Here is a 14153-nt window from a genome sequence, read left to right as displayed (position 1 = left end):
ACGTTCAGACCTCCAGCACCAGCTTGCCCACGAAATCCCCGCTCTCCATGATCGCGTGCGCCTTGGCGGCCTCGGCCAGCGGGAAGACCCGGTCCACGTGCGCGGCCAGCTTCCCGTCCGCCACCAGCGCGGCCAGCTCCGCCAGCCCCGCGTGGTCGGGCTCCACGACGAAGACGCCGTGCCGGAGCCCGGCCGCCGTGTAGGCCGCCACGTCATCGGGCGTCATCCCCGACGCCCCGATGAGCGCGCCCCCGGCCCGGATCACCGGCAACGACCGGGCCGGGTAGTCGCGTCCCACCAGGTCGAACACCACGTCCACCTCGGACACGGCCTGCGCGAAGTCCACGCTGGTGTAGTCGATCACCTCGTCGGCCCCGAGCCCGCGCACGAAGTCGTGCTTGGCGGCCCGCGCGGTGCCGATCACGTACGCCCCGCGCAGCTTGGCGAGCTGCACGACCAGGTGACCGACCCCGCCCGCGGCGGCGTGCACCAGCACCCGCTGCCCCGCCGAGACCCCGGCGATGTCGTCGAACGCCTGCAGGGCCGTCAGCCCGGGCATCGGCAGCGCCGCCGCCTGGATGTGGTCGATCCCGGCCGGCTTGCGGGCGAGCTGGCGCGGCCTGGCCACCACGTACTCGGCGTAGGCCCCGGCGTAGCGCGGGAAGTTCACCATGCCGAACACCTCGTCGCCCGGCTTGAACCGGCCGACATATTCCCCGATCTCCTCGACGACGCCCGAGATGTCCCAGCCGGGAACCAGCGGGGGCGTGGTGTAGTCGGGCGGGTACGAGATCCGCCGCAGCTTCCAGTCGGGCGGATTGACGCCCGCCGCCTTCACCCGTACCAGGATCTCGTGTGCCTGGACCTCGGGGCGCGGGACGTCGGCGAGCTCCAGCACCTCGGGCTCGCCGAATGAGCGATAAACGATTGCCTGCATGCCGTCCATGCTGGTCAACGCAGGTACCTCTTGTGAAGAAGGCACCTGAATGGTATTCAGGTACCAAATGGATACCACCTTCCCCGACCTTCGCCAGTACGGCGGCGCCGAGGCGTTCCTGCGGGCGTGCAAGCCCCGCACCGTGCTCGACCTGTTCACCGGCAAGTGGACCGGGCTGGTCATGGGCGCGCTGCTCGACGGCCCCAGGCGCTTCAACGAGCTGCGCAGGATGCTCGACGGCATCACCCAGAAGATGTTGTCGCAGACCCTGCGCACGCTGGAGCGCGACGGCGTGATCACCCGCACCGTCTATCCGACGATCCCGCCCCGCGTGGACTACGAGCTCACGCCCCTCGGCCGCAGCGCCATGGGCGTGCTGCAGGCGATCGGCGGATGGGCGGGCGAGCACGCCGACGAGGTGATCGCGTCCAGGCTGGCCTACGACGAGCGGGCCAAGGAGCCGGTCAGATCCGTTTGACGCGGGCCCAGATCACGAACGCCCCGCCGAAGACCGCCATGGCCAGGCCCGTCCACAGGTTGACGGCCTCGCCGAGCACGCCGGCGACGATGAGGATCACGCCGTAGAGCAGGAACAGGCCGCCGATCACCATTCTGATGTCGCTCACAGGATCACCCCGTACGCCAAGGCCGCCAGGACGACCGCACCGATGCCGAGCAGGACGGGCGAGCGGTACCACCGCGCGTCGCCGGCCAGCGCGTCGTCCTCCAGGTTCACGGCGCTGAGCCCGTACACGAGCCCGCGCAGCTCTTCCACCGGCTTCGACGTGGTGACCAGCGTGACCACCACGGACACCACCACGTCCACGGCGAAGGCCACGCCCGCGCCCCAGAAGCTGGCGTTCAGCTCGGTGCCGAAGTCCACAAGCCCCGCCTTGTACGAGAAGTACGACACGAAGGCGGCCAGCGTCCCGGCGAGCAGGCCCCAGAACCCGGCCCACGGCGTCATCCGCCGCCAGAACAGCCCGACGATGAACGTCGCGAACAGCGGCGCGTTGAAGAACGAGAACAGCGCCTGCAGGTAGTTCATGATGTTGGAGTAGCCGGCCGCGATGAACGCCGTGCCCACCCCCATCGCCACGCCCGCCACGGTCGCGATCCGGCCGACCAGCAGATAGTGCCGATCCTCCTGGTCCGGCCGCAGATGCGCCTGCCAGATGTCGTTGGTGAACACCGTGTTGAACCCGCTGATGTTGGCCGCCATCCCCGCCATGAACGAGGCCAGCAGCCCGGTCACCGCGATCCCCAGCACCCCGTTCGGCAGCAGGTCGCGCATCAGCAGCGGGATCGCGTTGTTGTAGTCCTGCCCCTGCCCCCACCCGTTGAAGAGCACGAGCGCGATCAGCCCCGGCAGGACCGTCACCAGCGGAATGAAGATCTTCGGGTACGCGGCGATGATCGGCGTCAGCCGGGCCGCGTTCGTGTTCCTGGCCGACAGGGCCCGCTGCACCTCGGCGAAGTTCGTGGTCCAGTAGCCGAACGACAGCACGAACCCCAGGCCGAACACGATCCCGACCCAGTGCGCCTGCATCGGGTTGTCACCGTTGACGTTGGCCCAGGTGTGCAGGCCGGCCTCGCCGAGCGAGCTCTGCCGTACCTTCTCGAACAGCCCGCTGATCCCGCCCACCTTGATGAGCCCCAGCACGGTGAGCGGGATCAGGCCCGCGAGGATCACGAAGAACTGCAGGACCTCGTTGTAGATCGCCGAGGAGAGCCCGCCGAGCGTGATGTACGACAGCACGATGACCGCCGACACCACCACCGACACCACCAGCGGCCAGCCCAGCAGCGCCTCGATGACCAGCGCCAGCGCGTACAGGTTCACCCCGGCGATGAGGACCTGCGCGACCGCGAACATGATCGCGTTCAGCAGCTGGGTGGCCCCGTTGAAGCGCCTGCGCAGGAACTCCGGCACGCTGCGCACCTTGGAGCGGTAGTAGAAGGGCATCATCACGATGCCGAGGAAGACCATCGCCGGTACGGCGCCGATCCAGTAGTAGTGGACGGTCATCGCGCCGTACTGCACACCCTGGGCCGCCATGCCGAGGATCTCGATCGCGCCCAGGTTGGCGGACACGAACGCCAGGCCGGTGATCCACGCCGGCAGCCCGCGCCCGGCCAGGAAGAAGTCGAGGCTGGAGCTGATCCGCTTGCGCGCGGCGAAGCCGATGGCGAGCACGGTGGCGAAGTAGATCGCGATGAGCGCGTAGTCGAGGAGGTTCACGTCGAGACGCACGCCGCACTCGCTACCCAAGAGGTGGACCGTTGAACGTGCGCCGCCCTACTGTCAGGAGGTGGATGTCGCCGACCTGAGCCCCGCGCAGGCGCGGGCACGGTTCCGTGGCGGCGAGCGGGTGCCCACGGCGGGCTGGTGCCGGGGCTGGACACAGGCCAACCTCATCGCCGTCCCCAGCCGGTTGAGATACGAGTTGCTGCTGTTCGCCCATCGCAATCCGCAGGCGTGCCCGGTGCTCGACGTGGGGGAGCCCGGGTCGTGGTCCACCGGGTTGTTCGCCGGTGACCTGCGTACCGACCTGCCCGCCTACCGGATCTACCGCGATGGCGAGGCGGTCGCCGACGTCGGTGACGTGGTGGGGGAGTGGCGCGCCGACCTGGTGCCGTTCCTCATCGGCTGCAGCTTCACCTTCGAGCGGGCGCTGCTGGCCGCCGGCGTGCCCGTGCGGCATCTGGAGCTGGGGACGAACGTGCCGATGTACGTCACGAACGTCCCCTGCGAGCCCACCGGCAGCCTGTCGGGGCCGCTGGTCGTGTCGATGCGGCCGGTGCCGGAGGAGCTGGTGGCGACGGCGGTCGAGGTGAGCGGCCGCTATCCGCTGGTGCACGGCGCGCCTGTGCACGTGGGCGACCCCGCCGGGATCGGGATCGGCGACCTGGGCCGGCCGGACTACGGTGAGGCGGTGGAGGTGTACGCGGGGGAGGTGCCGCTGTTCTGGGCGTGCGGGGTGACGCCGCAGGCGGCGATCATGGCCAGCGGCGTCGAGTACGCGATCGGCCACCTGCCGGGCCACATGGCGATCATGGACGCGCGCGACGACGACTATCGAGTGATTTAACGAGATATTTCGCCGTATAGGTGGACGCCTCGGTCAGTTCGGCCGGCGTGCCCTCGAACACCACCCGGCCGCCGTGCTGACCGGCCTCCGGGCCCAGGTCGATCACCCAGTCCGCGTGCTTGACCACGTCGAGGTCGTGCTCCACCACGACGACCGTGTTGCCCTCGTCGACCAGGCGGTCGAGCAGCGCCAGCAGGGTGTCCACGTCCGCCATGTGCAGCCCGCTGGTCGGCTCGTCGAAAACGTACAGCCGGCCGCGCTCGCGCAGCCGATGCGCCAGCTTGAGCCGCTGCCGCTCCCCGCCCGACAACGTGCTCAGCGGCTGCCCGAGCGTCAGGTAGCCGAGCCCCAGCTCGCCCAGCCGGGCCACCTGCGGCAGGTCGAACACCCGCGCCGCCTCATCCGCCGTCATCGCCAGCACGTCCGCGATCGTCCGCCCCGCCACCGTGTACGACAGCGCCTCCGGGTTGTATCTGCTGCCCCCGCACGCGTCGCACACGCGCGTCACCGGATCCATGAACGCCAGGTCGGTCTTGATCTCGCCGCGCCCCTTGCACACCGGGCACGCCCCGGCCGAGTTGAAGCTGAACATCCCCGGGCTCACCCCGTTGGCCTGCGCGAACAGCCTGCGCAGCGGATCCATCGCGTTCAGGTATGTCGCCGGCGTGGACCGGATCGAGGCGGCGATGGCCGACTGGTCGATGAGGATCGCGTCAGGGTGCTGAGCCACGAGCTCGCGCCGCATGAGCGTGCTCTTGCCCGACCCGGCGACCCCGGTGACGGCGGTGAGCACGCCGAGCGGCAGGTGTACGGTGACGTCCTTGAGGTTGTGGGTGTTCGCGCCCGCCACGGTCAGCCGGCCGGACGGCTCGCGCACGCGCTCCTTGAGCCCGGTCGTGCGCCGCAGCATGCGGCCGGTCAGCGTGGGGCCGGCGGTCAGCTCCGGCACCGTGCCCTCGAACACCACCCGCCCGCCGTCGGCGCCCGCCCCCGGCCCCAGGTCCACGACGTGGTCGGCCAGCGCGATCAGGTCGCGGTCGTGCTCGACCACCAGCACGGTGTTGCCCTTGTCGCGCAGCTCGACCAGCAGGTCGCCGAGGCGGTGCACGTCGCGCGGGTGCAGGCCGACGCTGGGCTCGTCGAAGATGTAGGTCATGCCGGTCAGGCTGCTGCCCAGGTTGCGCACGGTCTTGAGCCGCTGCGCCTCGCCGCCCGACAGCGTCGGCGTCTCGCGGGCGAGGCTGAGGTAGCCGAGCCCGATGGCCTCGATCCTGCGCAGCGACTCCACGGCCGCCTCCGCCACCGGGTCGCCGAGGCGTCCGAGCACCTCGATGAGGTCGCTCACCTCCATCGCGCAGTGGTCGGCGAGGTTGCGGCCGCCGATCCGCGAGGCCAGGGCGGCGGCGTTGAGCCGGGCTCCGCCGCAGGTCGCGCAGGTGCGCTCGCGCACGTAGGGGCGGGCCTCCTCGTCCACCTGCTCGCGGGCGCGCTGGAGGTAGAGCCGGTCGAAGCGGACGACCACGCCTTCGTAGGTGTTGTTGTAGTCGCCGCGCTTGACCTTGAAGCCGCTGCCGTAGAGGAGCAGCTCGCGCTCCTTCCGGGTGAAGTCGCGCAGCGGCTTGTCCGGGTCGAACAGGCCCGTGGTCGCGTAGATCTGCCAGGGCGCCGTGCCGATCGGGTGCAGCGCCAGCGCGCCCTGGTTGAGCGACAGGTCGGGGTCGATGAGCAGGTCGAGGTCCAGCTCGACGGTACGGCCCAGGCCGTCGCAGCCCGGGCACATGCCCTGCGGGTCGTTGAAGCTGTAGGCGGTGGCGAGGCCGGCCGACGGCTCGCCGCGCCGCGAGAACAGCACCCGGAGCAGGGCGTGCACCTCGGTCATCGTGCCCACCGTTGAGCGCGCCCCGCCGCCGACCGGCTTCTGGTCCACGACCACGGCGGCCGTGAGGCCCGCCATGCGCTCGGCCCTGGGGCGCTCGTGCTTGGGCAGCCGGTGCCGGACGAACGCGCTGAACGTCTCGTTGAGCTGCCGCTGCGACTCCATCGCGATCGTGCCGAACACGATCGACGACTTGCCCGACCCCGACACGCCGGTGAACACCGTGAGCCGCTCCTTGGGCAGGCGCAGCGTGACGTCCTTGAGGTTGTTCTGGCGCAGGCCGGTCAGCTCGATGTCGCGAGCCACGTTTCCTCACCCCCATAGCTTTGGCTACTACCATTAGCTTAAGCTATATTCCATGGATCGCAGAACGCGCCGGAGGGCGGAGACGCAGGACGAGATCCTCGCCATCGCGCTCGACGTGATGGCCGAGGAGGGGGTCGCGGGGCTGAGCCTGGCGACCGTGGCCAGGCGGCTGGGGGTGCGGCCGCCGTCGCTGTACAAGTACTTCCCGTCCCGGCACGCGGTCTACGACGCGCTGTTCAAGCGAGGGCAGGAGGGCTACCTCGCCGCCGTGCGCGCGCCGGGCGGAGTGGGGCTGCGCGGCATGGGGGCCTCGCTGGAGGCCGGCGCCCGGTGGATCATGGACAACCAGGTGCTGGCGCAGCTCCTGTTCTGGCGGCCGGTGCCCGGATTCAGCCCTTCGCCGGAGTCGTACGCGCCCGCCCTGGCCATCCACGAGCACTTCGCCGCGCTGATCGGGCAGGCCATCGAGCGCGGCGAGCTGCATCCCGACGCGGCGGGCAACGAGGGCCTGGCCCTGGCCGCCAGCCTGATCGCCGGGGTGATCTCCCAGCAGCTCGCCAACCAGCCCGGCGTCACCTACGAGGAAGGCGCCTTCACCCGGCTCGTTCCCCGGCTGGCCGGCATGTTCGCGGCGGCATACCCGCCGCCGTGAGCTGCCCTCCGACGGACGGCGCGCCGCGCCGGTTGTCGATCTCCACATGCGGTACGACCGGGGGCTCGTCCACCCGGATGTTCCTCAGGTAGTCCTCGAACGCCGCCAGCTTGCCCGCGTCCCTGGCCAGCCCCCTGGCCACCAGGCGCTCGCGCAGCGTCGGGCCGTCGGAGCGCAGCCACAGCAGGCGCACCGGCGGGCCGCCCAGCTCCGCCACCCACTCCGCCCACCGGGCCGCGTCGTGCACCTGCGTGGTGAACGGGCCGTCGAGCAGCACCGGGCAGCCGTGCGCGCGGATCTGCCGGGCCAGCCTGGTCAGGCCCGCGTACTCGTGCCGCTTGATGTGCCGGTCGTACCAGGGGCCCTCCCGTTCGCCGTCCGGCCGGTCGTGGGCGCGCAGCACCTCGGCCGCGAAGCCGCCGTACACGGTGTCCTTGTCGAGCAGGGCCGGCACGGGGGAGAGGCGGGCGAGCAACTCGGCCGCCACCGTGGACTTGCCCGCGCCCGGCGGCCCGCTGATCACCCAGACAGTGCTCATGCGGACCACCTTAGGCAGTTGACGTACGCGGATTCGCGTACGCCGGTGCCTCCTGACGGCGGACGACCCGCCGCGCCCGCGCGGTCAGACTTCCTACCCATGCTGACCGTTCTGACCAGGTTGTTCCGGAGCCCGGAACTGCGCGGGAAATTGTTGTTCACGCTGGGGCTCATCGCCCTGTTCCGGCTGGGCCAGGTCATGCCCGCGCCCGGAGTGGACGTGGCCGTGGTGCGCGAGTGCGTGGGGTCGGCCAAGGGCGGCGTGTTCGACATGGTGCAGATGCTCAGCGGGGGCGCGATGCTGCAACTGTCGGTGTTCGCCCTCGGCGTGATGCCGTACATCACGGCCAGCATCATCATGCAGCTCTTCGCCGTCCTCGTTCCCCGGCTGGAGCAACTACGCAAAGAGGGGCAGCGCGGCCAGGCCAAGATCACCCAGTACACCCGCTACATGACCGTCGGCCTCGCCGTGCTGAACGCGGGCACGATCGTCGCGCTCGCCCGCGCCGGGCAACTGCTGCCCGGCTGCCCGCGCCCGCTGCTGCGCGACGACGGGCTGCTGAGCGTGACGGTGATCGTGCTGACGATGGTGGCGGGGGCGTGCGCGGTCATGTGGCTGGGGGAGCTGATCACGGAGCGGGGGATCGGGACCGGCATGTCGATCCTGATGTTCACGCAGGTAGTGGCGGTCTTCCCCGCCTACATGTCCCGAATTTTCGTGATGAGTCCGGTCAGTTTTGTGGTGATGATCGTGGCCGGCCTTTTCCTGGTGGCGGCCGTGGTGTTCGTGGAGCAGGCACAGCGGCGGATCCCCGTGCAGTACGCCAAACGCATGGTGGGGCGGCGCGTCGTCGAGGGGAACGCCACGTACATCCCGCTCAAGGTGAACCAGGCGGGGATCGTGCCGGTCATCTTCACCTCGTCGCTCCTGTACCTGCCGACGCTCGCCGCGCCGCTGCTCGGCGCGGAGGCCAGGGCGTGGGTGGAGCTCAACCTCACCTCGGGGGCGCATCCGCTCTACATGGCGGTGTACGTGTTGCTCATCGCCGGGTTCGCCTACTTCTACGTGTCGATCACCTTCAACCCGGCCGAGGTGGCGGACGGGCTGCGGAAGTACGGCGGGTTCGTCCCGGGGATCCGGCCCGGGCGGCCTACGGCGGAGTATCTCGCGTACGTGCTGTCCCGGCTGACCGCCTCCGGAGCCGTCTACCTGGGGGCGCTGGCGCTGCTGCCGCTGGTGGCATTCGCGATCCTGAAGGATCCGGGCACCCAGCAGAACTTCCCGTTCGGCGGGACCAGCGTGCTCATCATGGTCGGCGTCGGCCTGGAAACCGTCAAACAGATCGAGGCCCAGCTACAGCAGCGCAACTACGAGGGCTTCCTCAAGTAGCCGCCTTGAACGGCCGGCCCTGCCCTGGACACCTCGCTCGTGGCACAGCGAGTCTCAAACAGTGAGCCCCGCCCGCATGGCGAACACCACGAGCTGGGCCCGGTCCCTGGCGTGCAACTTCACCATCGCCCGGCTGACGTGGGTGCGCACGGTGTCGGGACTGATCGTCAGCTCCTTGGCGATCTCATCGTTCGACCGGCCGGTGGCCACCCACGCGACCATCTCCCGCTCGCGCTTGGTGAGCGTCTCCAGCCCCTGAACCGGCTCGCTGCCATGCCGGCCGAACATGCCGATGACCTTCCTGGTGATCGCCGGGGACAACAACGCCTCCCCGGCGGCCACCACCCGCACGGCGTTGACCAACTCGTCGGGGGCGCTGTCCTTGAGCACGAACCCGCTGGCACCGGCTTGGAGGGCGGCGAAGACGTACTCGTCCACGGCGAACGTCGTCACCACGACGATCCGGGTGCCGCGCAACTCGGGGTCACCGGCGATGGCCCGCAGGGTGGCGAGGCCGTCCATGCCGGGCATGCGGATGTCGAGCAACAGCACATCGGGCCGGCTCTGCCGGATCAACCCCAGCGCCGCCCACCCATCGGCCGCCTCCCCGACACACTCCATCCCGGGCTCCCGCTCCAGCAGGGCCCGCAACCCCATCCGCACGACCGCCTGATCGTCCGCAATGGCAACCCTGATCAGCCCCTGAGCACCCACGCCACCTGCAACGAACTCACCACCTTCACCCGGCTCACCGAGCCCACCACGCCTTGCGAGACCCGCACCACCTTCAGCCGTCCCACCGGTCAGGCCACGCCCTGCGCCGCCTTCAGCCGTCCCACCGGTTACGCCGTGCCCTGGGCCGCTTTCGGTCGGCTCGCTGGCTGCTTCGCGTGTTGTGGGGGCCACGTCGTCTGCGGTGGGTTCGCCGGTCAGGCCGCGTGCTGCGGGAGCTGTGCCGGTTGCAGGGGGTTTGCTGGTCACGTGGAGGCCTGGGGGAATTTGGCGATGACCTGGAAGCCGCCGCCCTCCCGGGGGCCGGCGGTGAAGTGGCCGCCCGCTTCCGTCACCTTGGCGCGCATTCCGGTCAGGCCGCGCCCTTCGGTCGCACCCGTCCAGCCCGCGCCCCGGTCGGCCACTTCCAGCACGAACTCCCGCGGATCCCCGCTCACCCGCACCAGCGCCCTGGTCGGGCCCGCGTGCCGCAGCACGTTGGTGAGGGACTCGCGGACCACCCGGTAGACGGTGCCCTGGAGGTGGTCGGGCACGGCGGGCTCGGCGGGCTCGACGTCCACCGGCAGACCGGCGGCCCGGACGCCGTCGATGAGGCGCGGCAGGTCGCCGCCCGGCGGGTCGATCCCGTCGAGCGCCGCCCGCAACTGCTGTAGTGCCGTGGTGCTGGTCTCCTTGATCGCCCGTAGCGAGGCCCGTGCCTGCTCGGGATCGTCGTCGAGTGTGACGAGCGCGATCCCGGCCTGCAGCGCGATGGCGGCCAGCCCATGCCCGGCCGCGTCATGCACCTCCCCGGCGATCCGCGCCCGCTCCACCGCGACAACCTCCGCCCGCCCCGGCCACACGGCACCCGTGTCGGCCTCGCGCGGCCGTCCGGCGGTGGTGTCGGTTGTGGGTGTCTCGGGTGGCCATGTGGTGACCGTGTCGGTCGTGCCGGGCGACGTAGTGGTGGCCTCTGCCTGGTTCGGCCCAGTGACACCTGTGGCAGCCTCGCCCGGCCACGCGGTGAGTGCGTCCGGGCGGTCGTGCCGGGTGGCCGGATGCTCGGTGGGCGTGGGGCGGAGAGTGGGGTAGGGGGTGGCGTGGGTGGGTGGGAGGCTCCAGGCCGCCGCCGTCCGGGGCGGGTGGTGGTGGGCGGCCGGGAGGGTGGCCTGGGGTGGTTCGGCGTCGGCGGCGGCCGCGGCGGCGGCGCGGGCCTGGGCGAGGCCGTTGAAGGACCACGGGACCGCCAGCCACCCCGCCCAGGCCAGCATGACCACGACCGGCACATCACCCAGCCGGCTCAGCCGGGACAGCGCGGCGCGCGGCCGGCGCAGTCGCCCGCTCCTACGAGTGTGCTCCGTCGCCAATGCCCCCACCCGCTCAGGCTCGTCTAGCCCCGATCCTAGCGAGCTTTCACACCGTCCGGCTCTCGCGCGACCCGTCCAGCCCCCACGAGATGATCTTGGTGGGAGTGATCCGGATGATCTCCCTGGAGAAGAACGGCACGGGCGGATCCACGTCCGTCAGCGCCACCGCCGTCCCCCGGATCTCGATGCCCCGCACCACCCACGGGTCCACCGAGGCCAGGTCGTCCACCACCAAGGAAACGGAGCTTCCCGCCAGGACGTTCCTGAACTTCTTGGAGGCGCCGAGCGCGTGCCCGCCGATGACGATCGTCTTGTCCTCCATGAAGAAGCCGACCGGGTTGTTCTGGGTCTGGCCGTCGGGCGCGACCGTGGCCAGGCGGCCGAGGTGCTGCGTGCCGAGATAGTCGAGTTCCGCTGTTGTGAAGATCATGCGGACGAGTGTGCAACCTCAACCGCGGTAGAGGTCAAGCCAGTCCGCCGGTCAGCCAGCGCAGCGGGTTGTCGTGCGTGATCTGGCGGACGACGTCCTCGCCGGCCCCGGCCTCGCGCAGGCGCGGCAGCAGCGTACGGAACAGGTGGCCGTATCCCGGCCCGTCGTACCGCTGGACCTGCGCCACCCGGCTGAGCCCCGTGCTGAGCAGCAGCCGCCCGGCGTGGCCGTCCTCGATGAGGCCGAGCGCGAGCCTGGCCGTCTGGTCCGGGCCGAGGCCCAGGGCTCCCAGGCTCACGTACGCGCCCGCTTCGGCGATCTTCCTGGCCGCGCCCAGGTCGGTGCCCGCGTATCCGACGGCCACCCGCGCGGCCGGCAGGTTCTGGCCGAGCAGGATCTCCAGCAGCGCCGGGGCGTTCCTGCCGTGCGTGGCGACCGGCAGGCGCGAGCGCGCCGACGCCCGGGCGGCGGCGACCAGGCAGCGCTCCTCGCGCGGCGTCGGCTCGGCGCCCCAGGAGCCGACCTCGCCGATCACGCCGGGAAAGACGCCCGTGCCGTCCAGGCCGCTGGAGATCTCGTCCATCAGCAGGCGGGTGAGCGTGTCCACGTCCTCGTCGCCGACGTTCGCGAACGGTTCGGCGAACAGCCCGGTCGACGCGATCACCGGCACCCGGCTCCCCGCCGCGACGCGGGCCAGGGCGGCGGCGTCGCGCCCCATGCCGAGGCAGGTCAGGTCGACGATCAGGCCCAGCTCGTCCGACTGGCGCAGTTCGCGCAGCTCGGCGGTGACCGCGGCCTCCTCGTCCAGCCAGCGGTACGGGTCGGAGTCGATGCCGACCGCCCACCGCATGTCGGTACGCAGGTGCTCATGAGGCAGCACGGCACCGCTGACGGCGGCCGCGCGTACAGGACCGGTCACGGTACGCAGCAGTACATCGGGCATAGCAGACATTAACCGATGTTTGCCTGACAAAGCCGATGAGGGCGGGAAATTTTACGGTTCGTCGAGTTTGGTGCTTTGCTAGTCATCTGCAACTGGCCACGGGGGGCCGGGCCGTATCCTTTGGAGACGCACACCAAACAGCCGGGGGGGAATTGTGCCGATTCAGAACTCCGACACCGGCGATGCCGATGTGATCAAAGGCGACGCCGCCGACCGCTCCGACATGCCCGAACGTCGCGGCGGCATCCACGGCTGGCTGGACGGCGTCCGGTCCACCCGTACGGGCGCGCTCACGCTGAAGATCGTGATCGGCGTGATCGGCTCCGCGATCGTGGTGGGCGGCCTCATCATGGTGCCGTTCCCTGGGCCGGGATGGCTGGTCGTGTTCGCGGGGCTGGCGGTGCTGGCCACCGAGTTCCACGCCGCGCGCAAGGTGCTGGAGTTCGGCAAGCGCATGCTGCACGCCTGGACCGAGTGGTACAAACGGCAGGGCTGGACCGTCCGCATCCTCGTGCTCATCGTGACCCTGGTGGTGGCCGGCGTGATCGTCTACTTCGGCCTGCGCACGCTCGGCGTCGACCTCATCGAAATAGCCCAGCGTTACATCTAGACCGGGTCGGCATCGCGCCCGGAATTTCGCGATTTCGCTGCTTATTCTGCGGTCGTGATCGCCGCCATCGCCATCGCGCTGTCCCTGACGCTCGTTCCGCCCGCCGCGCGGGCGGACATCGTCCTGCCCGGCACCGGTGGCATGAAATATCAGGAAAAAGTGGACGATCCGGTACGGCTTACCGCCTACGGCCTCGGCACCCGGCGCACCTCGCTCCGATCCTTCACCGGCGACACCTTCACCTGGGGCAGAACCACGGCCGAGGTGTCCGTCGCACCAGGGGGCAGGCTGGCGGCGGGCGTGCCCCGATCGTACCGAGCGAGCTATGACGCCCTGATCCTCACCGACCGCACCACCGGCACCGCCACGCGCGTCCGCACGGTCAAGAAGCCCCTGACCGCCTCCTACGTCTCCTGGTCCCGCGACGCCAAGCGGATCGCGCTCACCGTCGAGCAGAAGGTCGGTGGCCGGTGGCGCGTGCTCGGCTTCACGATCGTGGACGTCGCCACCAAGCGTGCCCGCACGGTCAGGGTGCCGGGCCTGAGCGAGGACGCGGGCTTCTGGTGGAGCCCGGGCGGCGACCTGATCTCCACCTACGGCGTCGGCCTGCGCGTCTACCGCGCCTCCGACGGCGCGGTGCTGCGCACCCTCCGGGGCGTCGGCCGCCCGACCGGCCCCGAGGACGCGTTCTCCCCGTCGGGCGCGCGGCTGGCGACGTGGTGCCCGGCGCGCTTCAAGGAGCAGCTCTGCCTGGTGAACCCGGCCACCGGCACGATCGCCACGCGCGTGAACGTCCGCCCCGAGGCGTTGTTCGGCTGGTGGGACGAGAGCCACGTCATCGCCGTCATGGCGTACGGGAGCGCCTACCGCCTCTCGGTGGTCGACCTCAAGGGCAAGGTCACGCGCGTGCTCGCCGCCATCCCGGCCCGGACGTGGGCCGCCGAACTGTGGCTCTCCTTCACCCGGAGATCATAGGTAGAGGCCGGTGCCGTGGTCGGTCTCCTGGGTGGCCACCGCGTGCAGGTCGCGCTCGCGCATGACGAGGTAGACCTTGGCGTGCACCTCGACCTCGAACTGCTCCTCCGGGTTGAACAGCACCTTGTCGCCCACCTTGACCGAGCGCACGTTCGTGCCGACGCCGCAGACCTCACCCCAGGCCAGCCGGTTGGCCATCTTGACCGTCGCGGGAATGACGATCCCGGAGCCGCTGCGCCGCTCCTCGGCCTCCTGCTCCAACCTGATCATGACCCGGTCGTGCAGCATCTGTATCTCGAACTTGGGCTCTACCACAGGCCCAAGCTT

The 14153-nt window shown here is 70.5% G+C and carries 16 protein-coding genes; 6 read left to right on the top strand and 10 right to left on the bottom strand.

What is annotated here, in order from left to right; genetic code table 11:
• Positions 1 to 4 precede the first annotated feature (4 nt).
• Entirely contained in the window at positions 5 to 937 is a 933-nt protein-coding gene (locus C4V41_RS22705; RefSeq protein ID WP_103957970.1) for an NADP-dependent oxidoreductase, read from the bottom strand.
• A gap of 67 nt (positions 938 to 1004) precedes the next feature.
• On the opposite strand from C4V41_RS22705, the gene C4V41_RS22700 reads away from it, so the two are divergent.
• Positions 1005 to 1415 (top strand): winged helix-turn-helix transcriptional regulator, encoded by a 411-nt coding sequence (locus C4V41_RS22700; RefSeq protein ID WP_103957885.1) that lies wholly within the window; start codon positions 1005 to 1007, stop codon positions 1413 to 1415.
• Here the strand turns inward: C4V41_RS22700 and C4V41_RS63100 are convergent.
• Positions 1402 to 1563, bottom strand: a complete 162-nt coding sequence (locus C4V41_RS63100) for a hypothetical protein (protein ID WP_200824137.1) — start codon at positions 1561 to 1563, stop codon at positions 1402 to 1404. The two genes, C4V41_RS22700 and C4V41_RS63100, sit on opposite strands and share 14 nt — an antisense overlap.
• On the bottom strand, positions 1560 to 3191 hold the full coding sequence (locus C4V41_RS22695) for a sodium:solute symporter family protein (protein WP_235030308.1): 1632 nt from the start codon (positions 3189 to 3191) through the stop codon (positions 1560 to 1562). Before C4V41_RS22695 ends, C4V41_RS63100 begins: the two co-directional genes overlap by 4 nt.
• 58 nt (positions 3192 to 3249) lie before the next feature.
• Between C4V41_RS22695 and C4V41_RS22690 the strand changes: the two genes are divergently transcribed.
• Complete coding sequence (locus tag C4V41_RS22690; RefSeq protein ID WP_200824136.1) at positions 3250 to 4029, top strand: putative hydro-lyase; 780 nt, start codon at positions 3250 to 3252, stop codon at positions 4027 to 4029.
• On the opposite strand, the gene C4V41_RS22685 is transcribed toward C4V41_RS22690, so the two are convergent.
• A complete protein-coding gene (locus C4V41_RS22685; RefSeq protein WP_103957883.1) occupies positions 3992 to 6211 on the bottom strand; it encodes an ATP-binding cassette domain-containing protein in 2220 nt (739 codons plus the stop codon). The two genes, C4V41_RS22690 and C4V41_RS22685, sit on opposite strands and share 38 nt — an antisense overlap.
• A 52-nt stretch (positions 6212 to 6263) precedes the next feature.
• On the opposite strand from C4V41_RS22685, the gene C4V41_RS22680 reads away from it, so the two are divergent.
• A complete protein-coding gene (locus C4V41_RS22680; protein ID WP_103957882.1) occupies positions 6264 to 6863 on the top strand; it encodes a TetR/AcrR family transcriptional regulator in 600 nt (199 codons plus the stop codon).
• Here C4V41_RS22680 and C4V41_RS22675 read toward each other — a convergent pair.
• Positions 6805 to 7401 carry an AAA family ATPase gene (locus C4V41_RS22675; RefSeq protein ID WP_103957881.1) on the bottom strand — a complete coding sequence of 199 codons (597 nt, stop codon included), beginning with the start codon at positions 7399 to 7401 and terminating at the stop codon, positions 6805 to 6807. The genes C4V41_RS22680 and C4V41_RS22675 overlap by 59 nt on opposite strands.
• A gap of 99 nt (positions 7402 to 7500) precedes the next feature.
• Here C4V41_RS22675 and secY point away from each other — a divergent pair, with 99 nt between their 5' ends.
• Positions 7501 to 8790 (top strand): preprotein translocase subunit SecY, encoded by a 1290-nt coding sequence (gene secY / locus C4V41_RS22670; RefSeq protein WP_103957880.1) that lies wholly within the window; start codon positions 7501 to 7503, stop codon positions 8788 to 8790.
• A 54-nt stretch (positions 8791 to 8844) separates the two neighbouring features.
• On the opposite strand, the gene C4V41_RS22665 is transcribed toward secY, so the two are convergent.
• The 4 genes from C4V41_RS22665 to C4V41_RS22650 all read right to left on the bottom strand — a co-directional run bounded on the left by C4V41_RS22665 (position 8845) and on the right by C4V41_RS22650 (position 12241).
• Complete coding sequence (locus C4V41_RS22665; RefSeq protein WP_103957968.1) at positions 8845 to 9489, bottom strand: response regulator transcription factor; 645 nt, start codon at positions 9487 to 9489, stop codon at positions 8845 to 8847.
• A gap of 278 nt (positions 9490 to 9767) precedes the next feature.
• A complete protein-coding gene (locus C4V41_RS22660) occupies positions 9768 to 10877 on the bottom strand; it encodes a sensor histidine kinase (RefSeq protein WP_146103737.1) in 1110 nt (369 codons plus the stop codon).
• Between the two features lie 37 nt (positions 10878 to 10914).
• On the bottom strand, positions 10915 to 11298 hold the full coding sequence (locus tag C4V41_RS22655) for a PPOX class F420-dependent oxidoreductase (protein ID WP_200824135.1): 384 nt from the start codon (positions 11296 to 11298) through the stop codon (positions 10915 to 10917).
• Between the two features lie 34 nt (positions 11299 to 11332).
• Positions 11333 to 12241: a phosphotriesterase family protein gene (locus tag C4V41_RS22650; RefSeq protein ID WP_103957878.1), complete on the bottom strand. Its 909-nt coding sequence runs from the start codon at positions 12239 to 12241 to the stop codon at positions 11333 to 11335.
• Positions 12242 to 12395: 154 nt separating this feature from the next.
• Between C4V41_RS22650 and C4V41_RS22645 the strand changes: the two genes are divergently transcribed.
• Both C4V41_RS22645 and C4V41_RS22640 read left to right on the top strand, forming a co-directional pair.
• On the top strand, positions 12396 to 12851 hold the full coding sequence (locus C4V41_RS22645; protein ID WP_103957877.1) for a TIGR02611 family protein: 456 nt from the start codon (positions 12396 to 12398) through the stop codon (positions 12849 to 12851).
• 54 nt (positions 12852 to 12905) lie between these two features.
• Positions 12906 to 13826 carry a TolB-like translocation protein gene (locus C4V41_RS22640; RefSeq protein WP_103957876.1) on the top strand — a complete coding sequence of 307 codons (921 nt, stop codon included), beginning with the start codon at positions 12906 to 12908 and terminating at the stop codon, positions 13824 to 13826.
• Here the strand turns inward: C4V41_RS22640 and C4V41_RS22635 are convergent.
• Positions 13821 to 14141, bottom strand: a complete 321-nt coding sequence (locus C4V41_RS22635) for a GroES family chaperonin (protein WP_103957875.1) — start codon at positions 14139 to 14141, stop codon at positions 13821 to 13823. The two genes, C4V41_RS22640 and C4V41_RS22635, sit on opposite strands and share 6 nt — an antisense overlap.
• Between the last annotated feature and the right edge of the window lie 12 nt (positions 14142 to 14153).

Origin of the sequence: Nonomuraea solani (assembly GCF_900108335.1) — a bacterium.
GTDB classification, from domain to species: Bacteria; Actinomycetota; Actinomycetes; order Streptosporangiales; family Streptosporangiaceae; genus Nonomuraea; species Nonomuraea solani.
The sequence above is the reverse complement of the archived record's forward strand: the minus strand, read 5'-3'. Positions and strand labels throughout refer to the sequence as shown.

Coding starts and splice junctions, on each gene's coding strand:
- C4V41_RS22655 (WP_200824135.1), bottom strand. CDS start 11,298: ATGATCTTCACAACAGCGGAACTCGACTATCTCGGCACGCAGCACCTC.
- C4V41_RS22700 (WP_103957885.1), top strand. CDS start 1,005: ATGGATACCACCTTCCCCGACCTTCGCCAGTACGGCGGCGCCGAGGCG.
- C4V41_RS22675 (WP_103957881.1), bottom strand. CDS start 7,401: ATGAGCACTGTCTGGGTGATCAGCGGGCCGCCGGGCGCGGGCAAGTCC.
- C4V41_RS22680 (WP_103957882.1), top strand. CDS start 6,264: ATGGATCGCAGAACGCGCCGGAGGGCGGAGACGCAGGACGAGATCCTC.
- C4V41_RS22650 (WP_103957878.1), bottom strand. CDS start 12,241: ATGCCCGATGTACTGCTGCGTACCGTGACCGGTCCTGTACGCGCGGCC.
- C4V41_RS22705 (WP_103957970.1), bottom strand. CDS start 937: ATGCAGGCAATCGTTTATCGCTCATTCGGCGAGCCCGAGGTGCTGGAG.
- secY (WP_103957880.1), top strand. CDS start 7,501: ATGCTGACCGTTCTGACCAGGTTGTTCCGGAGCCCGGAACTGCGCGGG.